This window comes from Bacillus sp. SLBN-46 (genome assembly GCF_031453555.1).
GTDB lineage: Bacteria > Bacillota > Bacilli > Bacillales > Cytobacillaceae > Neobacillus.
In genome coordinates, this window is record NZ_JAVIZM010000001.1 from 4,259,862 (window position 1) to 4,274,401 (window position 14,540).

14 protein-coding genes are annotated in these 14,540 nt (G+C 37.6%); 4 read left to right on the forward strand and 10 right to left on the reverse strand.

Annotated elements, in window-relative coordinates:
• Positions 1–4 precede the first annotated feature (4 nt).
• Positions 5–721 carry a response regulator transcription factor gene (locus QFZ87_RS21715; protein WP_309866138.1) on the reverse strand — a complete coding sequence of 239 codons (717 nt, stop codon included), beginning with the start codon at positions 719–721 and terminating at the stop codon, positions 5–7.
• Between the two features lie 196 nt (positions 722–917).
• A complete protein-coding gene (gene pssA / locus QFZ87_RS21720) occupies positions 918–1,409 on the reverse strand; it encodes a CDP-diacylglycerol--serine O-phosphatidyltransferase (RefSeq protein WP_309866142.1) in 492 nt (163 codons plus the stop codon).
• Positions 1,410–1,647: 238 nt separating this feature from the next.
• Between pssA and QFZ87_RS21725 the strand changes: the two genes are divergently transcribed.
• Together QFZ87_RS21725 and QFZ87_RS21730 are read left to right on the forward strand one after the other, a co-directional pair.
• The gene (locus tag QFZ87_RS21725; RefSeq protein WP_309866145.1) at positions 1,648–4,770 is read left to right on the forward strand and encodes an efflux RND transporter permease subunit; all 3,123 of its coding nucleotides are present in this window, start codon (positions 1,648–1,650) and stop codon (positions 4,768–4,770) included.
• Positions 4,771–4,844: 74 nt separating this feature from the next.
• A complete protein-coding gene (locus tag QFZ87_RS21730; RefSeq protein WP_309866148.1) occupies positions 4,845–5,426 on the forward strand; it encodes an undecaprenyl-diphosphatase in 582 nt (193 codons plus the stop codon).
• 41 nt (positions 5,427–5,467) lie between these two features.
• On the opposite strand, the gene QFZ87_RS21735 is transcribed toward QFZ87_RS21730, so the two are convergent.
• The 3 genes from QFZ87_RS21735 to QFZ87_RS21745 form a co-directional block, all read right to left on the reverse strand.
• Entirely contained in the window at positions 5,468–6,883 is a 1,416-nt protein-coding gene (locus QFZ87_RS21735) for a SpoVR family protein (protein ID WP_309866150.1), read from the reverse strand.
• An 88-nt stretch (positions 6,884–6,971) separates the two neighbouring features.
• A complete protein-coding gene (locus QFZ87_RS21740; RefSeq protein WP_309866152.1) occupies positions 6,972–7,289 on the reverse strand; it encodes a DUF3889 domain-containing protein in 318 nt (105 codons plus the stop codon).
• Between the two features lie 60 nt (positions 7,290–7,349).
• On the reverse strand, positions 7,350–8,330 hold the full coding sequence (locus QFZ87_RS21745; RefSeq protein WP_309866157.1) for a M14 family zinc carboxypeptidase: 981 nt from the start codon (positions 8,328–8,330) through the stop codon (positions 7,350–7,352).
• Between the two features lie 151 nt (positions 8,331–8,481).
• On the opposite strand from QFZ87_RS21745, the gene QFZ87_RS21750 reads away from it, so the two are divergent.
• Positions 8,482–8,736, forward strand: a complete 255-nt coding sequence (locus QFZ87_RS21750) for a YhdB family protein (protein ID WP_308080699.1) — start codon at positions 8,482–8,484, stop codon at positions 8,734–8,736.
• Positions 8,737–8,843: 107 nt separating this feature from the next.
• On the opposite strand, the gene QFZ87_RS21755 is transcribed toward QFZ87_RS21750, so the two are convergent.
• From QFZ87_RS21755 to QFZ87_RS21770, 4 genes are all read right to left on the reverse strand, one after another.
• A complete protein-coding gene (locus QFZ87_RS21755) occupies positions 8,844–9,500 on the reverse strand; it encodes a response regulator (protein ID WP_309866162.1) in 657 nt (218 codons plus the stop codon).
• A 12-nt stretch (positions 9,501–9,512) separates the two neighbouring features.
• Positions 9,513–10,628: a GAF domain-containing sensor histidine kinase gene (locus QFZ87_RS21760; protein WP_309866165.1), complete on the reverse strand. Its 1,116-nt coding sequence runs from the start codon at positions 10,626–10,628 to the stop codon at positions 9,513–9,515.
• Between the two features lie 192 nt (positions 10,629–10,820).
• On the reverse strand, positions 10,821–12,563 hold the full coding sequence (locus tag QFZ87_RS21765) for a phospho-sugar mutase (protein ID WP_309866167.1): 1,743 nt from the start codon (positions 12,561–12,563) through the stop codon (positions 10,821–10,823).
• A gap of 146 nt (positions 12,564–12,709) precedes the next feature.
• Positions 12,710–13,096, reverse strand: coding sequence for a YhcU family protein (locus QFZ87_RS21770; protein WP_309866169.1), 387 nt, complete (start codon positions 13,094–13,096; stop codon positions 12,710–12,712).
• Between the two features lie 142 nt (positions 13,097–13,238).
• On the opposite strand from QFZ87_RS21770, the gene QFZ87_RS21775 reads away from it, so the two are divergent.
• Positions 13,239–14,162: an RluA family pseudouridine synthase gene (locus QFZ87_RS21775; protein ID WP_309866171.1), complete on the forward strand. Its 924-nt coding sequence runs from the start codon at positions 13,239–13,241 to the stop codon at positions 14,160–14,162.
• A gap of 75 nt (positions 14,163–14,237) precedes the next feature.
• Here the strand turns inward: QFZ87_RS21775 and QFZ87_RS21780 are convergent, their stop codons facing one another.
• On the reverse strand, positions 14,238–14,492 hold the full coding sequence (locus QFZ87_RS21780; RefSeq protein WP_308080709.1) for a GlsB/YeaQ/YmgE family stress response membrane protein: 255 nt from the start codon (positions 14,490–14,492) through the stop codon (positions 14,238–14,240).
• Positions 14,493–14,540: the final 48 nt, after the last annotated feature.

The following is a 14,540-nucleotide window of genomic DNA, read 5'->3' on the forward strand; positions in this document are numbered from 1 at the left end:
TAAATTAATCTTGGTTGTGATCTTCATCATTAATCTCCCTTATGGTAAAACCAATTCCTCTTATAGTAGTAATTAATTGAGTAGGGAAGTCTTCATCAATCTTTTTTCTTAGATGTCTAATAAAAACATCAATTACGTTAGTTTCACCCTCGTATTCATACCCCCAAACCTTAAGAATAATATTATCTCGTGTAACCACTTTATTTTTATTGAGTACTAGATACACCAAGAAATCATACTCCTTGGGTGTTAATGTAATAGATTTTCTCCCTCTTTTTACTTCTCTTGTTTCTGTGTTTATGATTAGGTCATCCACAGACAAAATAGACATCTCTTCGTTGGGTTCTCCTTTTTTAGGAGCATTCCGAAGGCCTGCACGTATACGTGCTAATAATTCTTCTATTTCAAAAGGCTTTGTGACATAGTCATTAGCTCCCTGGTCCAATCCCGCTACCTTATCAAAAGTAGTATTTCTAGCTGTTAAAAGAATGACAGGGGTATGACAGTTTTCCTTTCTTAATCTTCTTAAAACATCTATTCCGCTTAGCCCAGGCAGCATGACATCCAACAAAATCAAGTCAATTTTCGTTTGCAAGGCTGTTTCTAATCCAGCCTTACCATCATGTTCCACTGTTACTTGATAACCCTCGTACTCTAATTCCACTTTTAAGACGCGAGCAATCTGAACCTCATCTTCAATGACAAGAATATGTGTACTCATCTACACTCATCCCCTTCTAACAAATTACAAAACCATTCAAATTATATCTACTTACAATTTACCACGATAAATGGAGTCATTTTCAATGTTAATGAATTCTTAATCTTGTTTTAAGGAACAGAAAGGTCTATAGATAAAATAAAAAAGCTGTCCCCTTTTAAAAAGGTTACTAGCTTTTTTTCAAAAGACCGTTACATTAAAGTTTTTTTATCCTAATAGGACTTACCATTAAGAGAGCGAGTATTAATGTAATCCACGCGTTGCTATATAAAAACAGCCCCATACCAGCCAGCGGTAATCCAGCAGCTGGAATAGGTAATCCCTTAAAATACCCAATAGTTGGTTTTACACTAAACCTAGCTAATCGTAATGCCCCCATCGTGGGAAATAGAATGAATGCCAAAGAAGTTAAAACCGAGGGTGCAGCTATCGAATGAAATAGAAGAGCAGGTGCAACACCAAAACTAACAATGTCAGCTAAGGAATCCAATTCTACGCCAAATTCGCTTTTCACTTTTAATTTTCTCGCAACTCTTCCATCTAGGAGATCTAAAACGGCAGAAAAGAAAATAAAAACAGAGGCTACTTCTAAGAAACCACTCATATTCAATGTAATTGAAAACACACCGCACAATAAATTTCCCATTGTGAATAAGTTAGGTACAGCTTTTACTATCTGATTGACCAAGGTCGCCCCCCCTGACGATGATAAATCCTTCAATTTAAATACTATCTTTGTCAAATATTCATTGTGTATCTTAATGAACTATTAATATTTTTTTCATAGAACAAAAAGGTTCCTTATTTATACTTAGAATACCCAATAAGGGGTGGCTATATCCTATTTGAATTCATCACACCATGTAGTAGCACAAGGATATTGGTGTTTCAAAGTTAATGGTTAAAGAAATTTAGGAGGTACAATAATGAAAAAATTAGTAGAGGCAACCATGCAAAGAGCCATTCTTATGATTGTGTGTGTTGTCATCATTTTGTCTTGGGGAGGTATTTCTGCCTACCAGATGCAAAGAGATTATTTGCCTGGGATTAACAATACTACTCTTTCAGTTAGTATGAGAGTACCTGGGTATCAAGCAGCTCAGGTCAAACAACAAGTAACCGACAATTTAACAAGTGCAGTCAAAACAGTGGATGGTTTGTCCAATGTGGAAAGCACTTCTTATGATGGTGGATTATTTATGAGTTTGTATTTTCCGATGGATACAGACATGAAGTTAGCTGAAGATCAAGTAAACAAAGCGTTGGCAAATGCGGATCTTCCGTCAACTATTACAAGCACTCCTTCGGTAACACGTCTAACAACTAGTTCATTCCCGATTCTGACTTATAGTCTCACCAGTTCAAAATTGGATGAACAAACTTTACGTTCCACTGCCACTCAGGAAATTGTGAAACAATTAAAATCTGTTCCTGGTGTATCGGATGTATCCGTCGTTGGGGGAGCAAAAGACGGATATGTATTAACAGTTCGTATGAAAGACCTTGTGAAGAACGGTTTAACATTAGATGATGTGAACAAATCGTTTGCTGTAGCAGTTCCTTCTATGCCACAAGGGAATATCGTTAACAACCAATTATCTATACCGGTTTCATTTGACGGGTTACCATTAACAGTCCAGCAAATGGCAACCGCAACAATTAAGAATAAGGAAGGAAAAGTAATTCCTGTATCAGCGTTCGGCACCATTACACATTCTTTAAATGACTTAAAAACGGTTTCTAGAACAAATGGAGCGCCAAGCGTCACTTTAAATGTCATCAAAACACCATCAGCCAATATCACGGATGTAGCTGACCAAGTAAAAGAACGTGTATCACATCTTCAATTGAATACCGTAAATTCAAAAGATGTTTCATTCAAAGTTCTACTTGACCGTGAAAAAGAATTAAACAGTTCTCTTTTTGGACTAGTTCGAGAAGGTTTACTTGGCTCTTTATTCTCTATGATTTGTGTGTTTTTCTTTTTCCGAAATGTAAGAAGTACACTATTAATTGCTATTTCATTGCCAATTTCATTACTGGCAACGACAGCTTTCTTAAAATCAATGGGTATAACATTAAACATTTTAACCGTTTCAGGTTTGATTGTAGCGATGGGTCGTATTGTCGATGACTCGATTGTAATTTTGGACAATATGTATAGAAAACGCGAAGAACAGAAGGCTAAACCATTGCTTTCTATTCTTGCTTCATCTGTTGTTGAAATGATACCAGCTATTTTAGGTTCTACATTAACGACCATTGCCGTTTATATTCCGATTGCTTTTGTCGGAGGGGTAATCAGTGCTTCATATAGCGGATTTGCATGGTCAGTCGTTATTGCTCTCATCATTTCATTCTTTGTCGCAATGCTTGTCATCCCTGCCCTTGCTTTCATGGGATTGAAAGGTGGAAACGGAGAAAAACAGACGGTCAAACTCGATTCTAAATTGAAGCCAATCTTGCAATCGGCTTTTAAACATAAGAAAGCAATGATTATTGTTTCGATCTTAGTGTTCTTGGCTGCTAGTATTTATTCCGCTTTCCTTCCTGTAAGTTTATTACCAAGTGGAAAAATCGGACAAATTGCTATTAAAGCAGAATTGCCTAAGGGAAGCACATTAATTCAAGTGGATTCTGAAGTGCAAAAAATCGAAAAAGCATTGAAAGAAAACCCGAAGGTTACGGCATACTCAGCCAATTTCGGTTCAACCATGACACCACAAAGTGATGATGTGTTTGATCAGGGTGGGGGCTTTATCACCTATCCAAACGTCGCTAACCTTTCCGTTGTATTAAAGAATGACAAAGATGCTGATTCCCTCATTAAACAATTACAACAGCAGCTTCCTATTTTATCTAAAGGTGTTACTTATACGATCACAAGCCAGAACATCTCTGGTGATGATTCACAAATGCGTATTCTGTTTACAGGTTCAGATCAAGCTACTCTGGACCAGGTTGCTCAAGAGGCAAGAACAGAGTTATCGAAAATTGATAACTTAAGCGTAGATGGAAAAGTGGATTTAACAAATGGTTCGCCTAAGTATAAGGTTACTTTTGACCAAAATACGATTCAAGATAAAGGCGTAAAAGTGGCTGACATTCTAACGGTCATTAATCGTTATATGTCTTCGTCGAAAGATGCCACTGTTACAATTGATCATAAAGCACTTCCTGTGGATCAATATTTGGATCAAATTGCAACTGGAACGAACTCAAGCATTTCGTTACACGCAACTGCCGATGATGTTTTAGCCTCTCTTTCTGCTGAGACATTACCTGGTGCTAATGGTGAAATTGTACGATTTGACCAAATCGCTAAAATTTCAAATGATACCACCCCTTCAACCATTAGCGAACGAGATGGACAGCCGTTCTCCCTTGTGACAGCACAGATAACATCAAATGATATTAGTAAAGTGTCAAGCCAATCTGAGAAAGCATTAAGCAACATAAAACTTCCAAAAGATGTAACGTATTCATTGGGAGGCATCACTGAACAAGTAAAACAAATGATTTTCGATATGTCAGTTGCGGTTGCTTTTTCGATTCTATTAGTATTACTAATCACTTCTTCCATTTTCAAAGGATGGAGAGCACCGTTATCTGTACTTTTAAGCATTCCACTTGCTTTAAGTGGTGTAGTCATTACGCTAATTTTGTTCCATGGAGAATGGAATTTGGCCGCATTAATCGGTGTTCTTATGCTTACAGGTATTGTAGTGACGAACGGAATAGTGTTAATTGATAAAATTGAAAGAAATCGTAGAGAAGGAATGCCTATTAAAGAGGCAGTATTGAATGGTAGCCTTTCAAGGATTCGGCCTATTTTAATGACAGCAGCAGCAACCATCCTTACTTTGTTACCACTTGCATTTTCTCATAATGCTGATACGGTCATTTCTCAAACACTTGGTATTGTTGTGATTGGTGGCATGATAACTTCAACAATTAACAGCTTTATCATCATTCCAATCATTTATGATTGGTTGCATAAAAAAACTGCTTCAAAAAATATTACAACAAATACAAAAACTATTAATTAGAATTTTATGTACAATTCTGTATCTGGCTTCATTAACAATGAATGAAGTCAGATACAAGAAATGGGTGATTTTAAATGAATTACGATTTATTTCAAGTAATTAATCAATTTGCTGGTAAACATCCCTTTATGGATGGATTAATGATTTTTACTACGCACTATGCTCTAATTGTTTACGCCATCGTTTTACTTCTTATGTGGTTTTTTGGCAAAGAACAACATAAATATTCAGTTGTGTATGCTGCAATAACTGGAGGATTGGGACTGTTTATAAATTTTATCCTAGGGCATATTTATTATGAACCACGACCATTTGAAACACATAGAGTTCATCTATTAATTCAACATGCGAAAGATTCCTCTTTTCCAAGCGACCATTCCACAGGTGCATTTTCCCTCGCGCTTGCGGTACTGTTGCGCCAGCGGAAAATTGGTTTAGGTATGCTTTTATTTGCAATTTTAACAGGGATATCTCGTATTTATGTGGGACATCATTATCCATTTGATGTGCTTGGCAGCATGGTTGTAGGGTTATTTGTAAGTACACTTATTTACAAATTTAGTTCCTTATTAACCCCCATCCCTCAAACAATAATAAATATTTATAATCAAATCCCTTTAGTTCCGAAAACTAATCAAAAAATAAGACATAATTGATGATTTAAGGGACAGCTAAAACCTTAGCTGTCCCTTTTGTTTTATAAGTATTTCCGATGAACCCCTTTACCATCATAAGAGAATAGCATTCGTCTTTCTTCAATCATCGTTTCTATGTGTACAGGTCTTCCCCAAAGCTGCTGAATGTAGGGAAGCACTTTTTCAAGGTATTTTACATCTAGTTCGATGCCCTCATACCAGTGTTTTACATAGAGCTCTCCATTTTTCATATAATCACCGTCATTCACGGTAAGGTATGGAAATCCCCCATTTACCCTCATGTTGACTAGCTGGTCACGGATATGCTCCCATGCTTTATCCACTATTTTGTAATCACGCCCCTGCTTTTGGAAAAGATACATATCCTCTCTCATCACAAGATCCTTATTTAAATAATTGCGGAGGAAGGATATATCGGACTCTACTTCACGGACCTCAAACATTTTCTCTCTGCCTGAACCTGGTTTTACCCCTCTGCGCTTCATTTCTTCTGTTGGGTTATTATACCGTTCTTCAATATCCTCAAAGATTTTGATGCCAAGATAATATGGGTTAATTCCAGTCTTTGACGGCTGGACAACACCTGCATTTAATTTCGCAAATTCAATGGCTTCCCCACTGGTTAAATCCAGTTCCCTTAAAATCCGTTGGTGCCAATAGGATGCCCAGCCTTCGTTCATGATTTTTGTTTCAAGCTGTGGCCAAAAGTAGAGCATTTCTTCCCGCATCATCGTTAAGATGTCACGCTGCCAATCTTCCAGTTCTCTGCTGTAGGTTTCAATGAACAATAATAAATCCTTTTCCGGACGTGGAGGGAATTTCTTTTTTCTTGATTGGGTTGTTTCTTTCTTATCCTTTTCATCCAATTTCCAAAGGTCATCATAGGGTGTGGCAATAGTTGGATTTTCATCATCCTCTTCCTCATCATCCCCAATGGACCAGCTTAACTTCGGTCTCATAAGGGAAGGATCAATATGCTCGTCAATTGCTAAGACGGCATCGAGGAAGGTTTCTACCTCTTTTTTTCCATATTGAATTTCGTATTGGTGAATTCTTTCAGCTGTTGCTGCCATGCTCTCAACCATATCCCGTTTCGTATTTTGGAAACGAACATTATTTTTAAAGAAATCACAATGTGCTAATACGTGCGCGACGATTAACTTGTTTTGAATTAGCGTATTGGAATCCAGTAAAAACGCATAGCATGGATTAGAGTTAATGACAAGTTCATAAATCTTACTTAGGCCTAAATCATAATGAAGTTTCATTTTATGAAATTGCTTTCCAAAGCTCCAATGAGAGAATCGAGTAGGCATTCCATAGGCCCCAAATGTATAAATAATTTCTGCCGGACAAATTTCATAACGCATTGGATAAAAGTCTAGTCCAAAGCCATTTGCAATTTCGGTAATTTCACTAATTGCATACTCTAGTGATTTACGCTCTTCCGCATTCATTGCCATTCCCCCTTTTCCTCTTACCACAATGTATGAAGAAAAGCCGGGATTGATGAAAAAGAAGGCAAAAAACAATAAGCTAGATCGCTTATTGTTTTTGAGATTCAACCGTTAAGTTAATTAATTTTTTGTTGGTAAGATCATGATTTACTTTTATGATAACAAAAAAGTTCTGATTATTTTCTTGTACTTTAAAACGGAAGCCGTCCTCCGCCTTTGATGCATCTATATTTTTTCGACCTAAATATTCATACTCCCTGATAGGGGCGCCTGGAAAATCCGCCTGTACAACCGCCATCGCAATTCTGCCGTACTTTTCATAATCTGGCTTCTGAGCATGGCCTGAATTAGTAAAACTAACTAGAAAAAATGCCATCATTAATATAGAAACAATCGTTTTTTTCATTTGTTTGTCCTCCTGTTTATTTGGATATTTTATTTTTCCCAATCATGTTTCGCTTATGAGTTAGTCAGGGATTTTTCTGGCTTCTGCGGCTAGCTTAAGGCCAACTATTCGATTTCGTTTCCATTCTGTCTTAAAAACGGATAATGGCGGACTCGTTTCACCCACAAGATAGCTAATTTCTATGGTCATGGCTGGACGATGGTAGGTTGTAATAAACCAATCAGTAAAACCGCCCCCTATTGCTTTTTTAGGTGGCTTCGCTAATTTATAGCTTGTTAATTTTGCTATTTTTTTTGCTATTTTTTTGTCCCTTTTGAGATGTTTTCCATTTTTATAATTCCAGAAAATCTCTCTTCCCGCTGAATGATAGGCCACTGCTATTGAAGGGTCCACCTCTTTAATAAAATTGGTTAGTGCAATGACTTCCTTTACTTCAATTGGCTTTTTACCTTTATAGAATTGGTAGTGTGGGGAAGAAGGCCGCTTAGGAAGTTGCGACCAACCGGCAGGGTATTGCCTATTTAAGTCGATCCCCTCCCCATTTGCTTTCCATCTTGTAAAATCACTAGAGCCTTTATTCATGCTTTTAATAAGGTCTCGTTGATCTTCTGATATACCTTCGAAATGGTTTTGTTGAATTTCTGCACCATCTGGATTTAACATGGGAACAAACCATATGGAAACATCATTAAGGATAGAAGCAGAGGTTAAAGGGTATTTCCTTGATTCCTCATAAGCATCCGCATAGGACTCCAACATCTTCATTAAAAGCATACTTGTTATCCATTCCCGTCCATGATGGGTACCAACTAAAACGATATTCTTTTTCCCTTTACCAAGTTTGATTGCCCAAATATCTCTTCCAAAATGAGTGGTTCCAATGGATTTTACTTCTAATTTCCCTTTATGTATTTCCCTTAATTGATTGATGTCTCGTTCTAAACGTTCAAAGCTATAGGGTTTATTCGTTTGAATCACTTTAGCTTCGCCAACCGTTTCAAAAGAAAGTAGCATCAACATGATCACGCAAAAAATTTTCACATTAGAACCTCCATTTTTACAATTGACGAAAAAATTATACAGGTAAAAGTTGAAAACCTTGTTAACAATGGGTGTCCAACATTTTCTGTGAAAGTTATCTGCAGAATGTCATACAATAATCTCAACTCCTAATAAGGAGGAGATAAAGTAAATGAATAAAGTGGATTACGATCGGGCGTTATATTACACACACCGGTCCGAATGGGATAATTTGCTTATATTAATGGTTCGGACAAAAGATCAATTTTTGTCCAAAAGAATTGAACAGTTCCTACATGCGTACAACTTTGAACGTGACTACACTGTAATTGAAACGAAACTCTATAATTTGCTTCGTTACATCGACCATGCAAACGAAACAATAGAAGCTGATGCAAATGAGATACCGATGTATAGTCTTTCCTGAAAAAACAAGTGGATACAGATTTTGTTGAGAGAAAATTTTTACAACCGGGCCAAAGAATTCCACCAAAAAAAACGGCTTCCATTTCTGGAGCCGTTTTTTACCCATTTTTATCCTATCTTATCATTTTTGATTACTCCATTACGTACGGCAAAAAGAGCAGCCTGGGTGCGATCCGCTAGCTCAAGCTTTGCTAAAACGTTTGAAACATGGGTTTTTACCGTCTTTTCAGTAATAAATAACGATGAAGCAATTTCTTTATTACTTTTTCCACTAGCTATTTCCTTAAGGACTTCCAACTCTCTTTTGGTCAACTCATTCAAATGGTTCTTGCCCTCATTTTGTTTCGAGGTTAAATGGGTTAATAAATGAGTCGTTGCTTTTGGATGCAATTGATTTTCACCATTCATTAACATTTTTATTGCCCTCACTAGCTCATCTGGTTCTATATCCTTTAATTGATAGCCTGAGGCACCCGCTTCAATAGCAGGTATTACATGGTTTTGGTCCGAAAAACTGGTTAGTATCATAACTTTCATACTTGGATGCTTTTCTTTAATTTTCTGTGTAGCTTCAATCCCGTCCATAACCGGCATGACTAGATCCATTAATACAAGATCTGGCATTAATCGGTCAACTAACTCAACCGCTTCTTCTCCATTTTTCGCTTCCCCTACAATTTCAATATTTTCTTGTGTCTTTAAGAAGAACACCAGGCCTCTACGTACGACATGATGATCATCGGCTATTAGTATTCGTATACTCAAAATAATCCCCCCTTAAAACGGAATACTGACCCGCAGCTTTGTCCCTTTGTTTAGCTCACTTTCCAAATTAAAAGTTCCGCCTAAAGACTCCGCTCTGTTTCTCATGCTTTTTAGACCGAGCGATGGAAGCACTAAACCTTCATCATAAGTAAACCCACATCCATTGTCTTTTATTTCTATGGTTATTCTGCTATCACTTCCATGAACAAATAAATGTACATCGGATTGTTGTGAATGTTTTTTGCAATTAGCTAATGCTTCTTGGCTAATTCGAAAAACAGCCTCCTCAATTCTGCTTGGTAAATTAATGACCCCGTTTATTTTAATGTTTGTATTTAATCCGAGCATTTCAGAGTAACTCGATAATGCACTAACAATGCCCTGCTCTAATCCCTTTGGGCGTAGCTGCCAAATAAGCGCTCTCATTTCATTTAATGCCTCTTGCGCTAAATCTTGAATATAACTAAAGGTTTCCTTCACTTCTGGATCCTTTGTCATTTCTTTCCCTCCACGAGCAGTCAGGCTTAAGGAGAAAAGGAGTTGATTAACAGAATCGTGCAGGTCTCTTGCTAATCTATTTCTTTCTGCTGTTAAAGCAATTTCTTGTTCTTTTTGTGTTAGATTTATCCTTTTTAAGGCTGAGCCTATCTGCAATGCCACTGATTCTAAAAGAGCAAGCTCTTCATTGTTAAAGCTTGTTTTATTCGGTGCCCCAACATTTAATAATCCAAATTTTTCTTTCCCTGCTTTGAGTGGTACGGTCGCATGATGGGTTAATCCCCATGTATCCCCTAATTTATGTTCAATTGCATCTTCCAATCGCATACATTCAATAATATTGGTTGCCTTATCTATTCGGCCTTTATTATAGCGGTTAATACACCAGCAATCCCCGCTGCACATGGGGGCATACTGGTTGTCGGATAATGCGGGGGGAAGATTTTCTTTCGCAGCTAGTGAAAAGGAACCTACATCATCAATAAGAAAGATCCATCCAGTTTGTAAGCCGGTTACATGTAAAAGCTTCTTTAGAACCTCTGAAAGGACATTGTATATGTCTGTTCCTTGATTCAATAACTCGGCAATTTCTTTTAAAATTTGTAAATCAGAATGGTGACACGTACTCATAAACATCCCCCTGAAAATTCCAACTCTTGCAATTATTATAACGCTTTTCTTCCGCTTATTCCTTAGAAAAAAGTATGGTTTCTTCTCCGACTTAAGTCGGAAAGAATAGAGGCTGACTCCTATGAGCCAGCCTCTAATACTTATCCTATTAGATATTGTTGTGCGAATGGATGGATTGACAATCTCATATTCTTACTGTTCGTGAATCATTTTCATTTTTCTTTCTACTACATCCATAAAGTCTTTTTCTACTGTTTGAAGTTTCAGCTTACTATCCTCCAGACGATCACTGTTTACACCAAAGTAGAATTTAACCTTTGGTTCAGTCCCTGATGGTCTTAAGCAAACCCATGTACCGTCTTCAAATGTATATTTTAGCACATTAGATTTAGGCAGCTGAATCTTCTCTTCTTTCTTATTCGTTAACCGAATACCAGTTAAATAATCCTCCGTTGTGGCGGTCTTTAAGGAACCTAAATTAGTTAATGGCTCCATTCGGAAGGAAGCTAGTAGACTTTGAATCATTTCAGCTCCTTCTTTTCCCTTCAATGTTAACGAACGAAGGCCTTCCTGATAAAAACCGTATTTTTCAAATACCTGCATCATTCCATTATAAAGAGACAAGCCTTGTTTTTTATAAAAGGCACAAACTTCTGTGGCTAAGAGGGCAGCCTGAATAGCATCTTTATCACGGGCAAAGTCGCCGATTAAGTAGCCATAGGACTCTTCATAACCAAATAAGAAGGTATGGTCACCTGTTTCTTCATACTCTTTTATTTTCTCAGCAATAAACTTGAAACCTGTTAAAACGTCAACCGTTTCAAGGCCATACGCTGAGGTGATTTTCCTTCCTAATTCAGAGGTAACAATCGTTTTTAAAACGACTCCATTTTGAGGCAATGTTCCTTTTTCTTTTTTCTGAGAAAGGAGATAATCAAGCAATAATGCCCCTGTTTGATTTCCTGTCAGAACGACATACTCGCCTTCTTCATTACGTACCGCGATACCAAGACGGTCTGCATCTGGATCAGTTGCAATTAGTAGGTCAGCTCCCACTTTTAAGCCATCGCGGATAGCTAATTGAAAAGCAGCATGTTCTTCTGGATTAGGACTTTTCACTGTAGAAAATTCAGCGTCAGGAAGCTCCTGTTCCTTTACAATTGTTACATTTTTATACCCTAATGCAGAGAGTCCTGAGCGAACCGGCTTATTGGCTGTTCCATGTAATGGGGTAAAAACCACTTTAACATCGGCTTCTTCAGAGAGATTGGGATTCTCCGAAATCGTTTTGAGTTTTTCAATATATGCTTGGTCTATTTCCGAACCGATTGTTCTAATTAATCCAGCAGCTCTTAATTGATCTTCACTGCCAACTTCAATCAATAGCTCGTTTTCTATTTCATTGACCTTTGAAATAACTTGATCAGCATGATTGGGTGGAAGCTGACCACCATCAGACCCATACACTTTGTATCCATTATACTCTGGTGGATTATGGCTGGCAGTTATGACAATCCCAGAAAAGGCATGTAGGTACCTTAAGGCAAAGGAAAGTTCAGGGGTCGGTCTTAATTCGTCAAATATATAGGTTTGAATTCCTTTGGTAGCTAGTGTTTTTGCAGCCTCCAAGGCAAACTCAGGAGACTTGTGACGGGAATCATAAGCAATAACTACCCCTCTTTGTTTCGCTTCTAATCCTTGTTCCTCTATGTATGCTGCTAAACCTGCTGATGCTTTACGAACCGTATAGATGTTCATTCGATTTGTACCTGCACCAATCTCACCGCGCATTCCGCCTGTTCCAAATTCTAAATTCTTATAAAAAGCCTCTTCTAGTTGTTTTTCATCATTCTCCCACTCTTTTAGTTGAGCTTGTAATTCAGCATCTAAACCTTCGAACTCCATCCAGTCTTTTGCAACTGTTTTCCAGTTCATTTGTTCCCCTCCTCATCCATCTATTTAATATTGTTTCTAAGTCATAGCTTGATACTCCTTTAAAAATCACTCGAAATAAGCCGACAATTTTTGCAGAAAGTGTTGAAATAGAAAGAAGCCTGATTTGCATCAGGCTCGGTTTGTTCCTATATTATTAATTCATTATCTGCTTTTGTGTAAATACTAAGCATTGAATGTCTCATGCTTTTCACACTGAGAAATTGTTCAAAATCAAAAGGGAAAGATAATCCAATTTCTTCAAGTGTGGCCACATTTTTATTGTATAGTGCAGCATATTGTTCATCCACCGGAGAAGATTCAAGTATGGAAATTAATGTTTGTATACATGTCATTACCTGAAAAGCATCTTTTAATGTGCTAAAATCTTCAGTAGGATGTAAAACTCCTAATTGCTCAAATTGACAAATCTCTTCGTCACTAAAATAGAGGGGAAAAATATTAGAGTAAATGTACCTCACCAGTTCATTGATTTCTTCTTCTTGACTTGGTGTCGAGGCAAAAACTATTTTCACTTATAACCCACCTTTGCCATCGCTATATTCTGTCGTATTATATAAAATAAGAATAACATAATTTACACCGATAATCGGTGGTAATTGTAACCACATAGAAAAGCGGCAGCGCCTTGGCCAGCCCCGAAATAAGGAGATATATATGCTTAAAACAATGCGTAAGGGAGAATGGTTTCATTTGGTTGTCCCTAATGAATGGCAAGGAAAAACAACAGATGACATTTTCCGTCAAATATGGGAAGCTCCTAAGAAATTAACTCATAGCTTTAGAATGGAAAATACAGTTTTATTAGATGGACACCGGATCAATTGGACATTACCATTACAAACCGGAGACGTGTTACAAATCAAACTGTTTGTTGATGAGCCTCTTACTATGGTCCCTCAATTCCATGATATTGACGTGATCTATGAGGATGACCATGTAATGGTGGTAAACAAGCCCCCATTTATGAACACTCACCCAAATGATATTACGACGGACCACACTACACTGATCAACGCCCTTGCTTTCTATTTACAATCAAAGGGAGAAGATAGAAACATTCGCCAAATCCACCGATTAGACCGTGATACTTCAGGGGCAATTTTTTTTGCTAAGCATGCCTTAGCAGGAGCAATATTAGACAAAATGCTGGAAAAACGTGAGATAAAGAGAACATACATAGCTGCGGTACACGGTCTGGTAAGACCCAAAAAAGGACGAATTAATAAGGCAATTGGCCGGGACCGCCACCATGCGACGCGAAGAAGAGTGTCCGATACAGGACAGGAAGCTATTACTAATTATCAGGTACTAACTGAGGATAAAAATAAATATTTTTCGATTGTAAGATGCTGGCTTGAAACTGGAAGAACCCATCAAATAAGAGTCCATTTAAGCCATGTAGGTCACCCTTTAATCGGTGATACACTTTATGGTGGAGAGGGAATAGTGAATCGGCAGGCATTACATGCGGCAAAGCTTGAATTCAATCATCCTCTTACCCAGGAACTAATTACATGCCATGCTCCTATTCCAGATTTACAAAACCTGTTTCAATCCATCGATATATACTCGTTGTAGCGTGGTAGGAAAAAAAGTATGACGAAAAGCCTCCCTATTTCAGGAGGCTTTTCTTAATCCAGGTATATTTTTGTATTAATCGGCTTTTCTGAAGGCTCTCATTACAAAGCTTAAAAGAAGAACCAACACTGCAGCTCCAATTATTGCGGGTACTATAGCAAAGTCAGCTACATGCGGACCCCAGTTTCCTAAAATTGCTGTCCCGATCCATGCACCAACAAAACCAGCAATAATGTTACCTATAATTCCACCAGGAATATTTCTTCCAACAATAAGCCCAGCTAACCAACCAATCACTCCGCCTACAATTAATGCCCAAATAAAGCTCACTTTAGAACACTCCTTTTTAGTATTCATCATTTCACTTATTTAATAGCA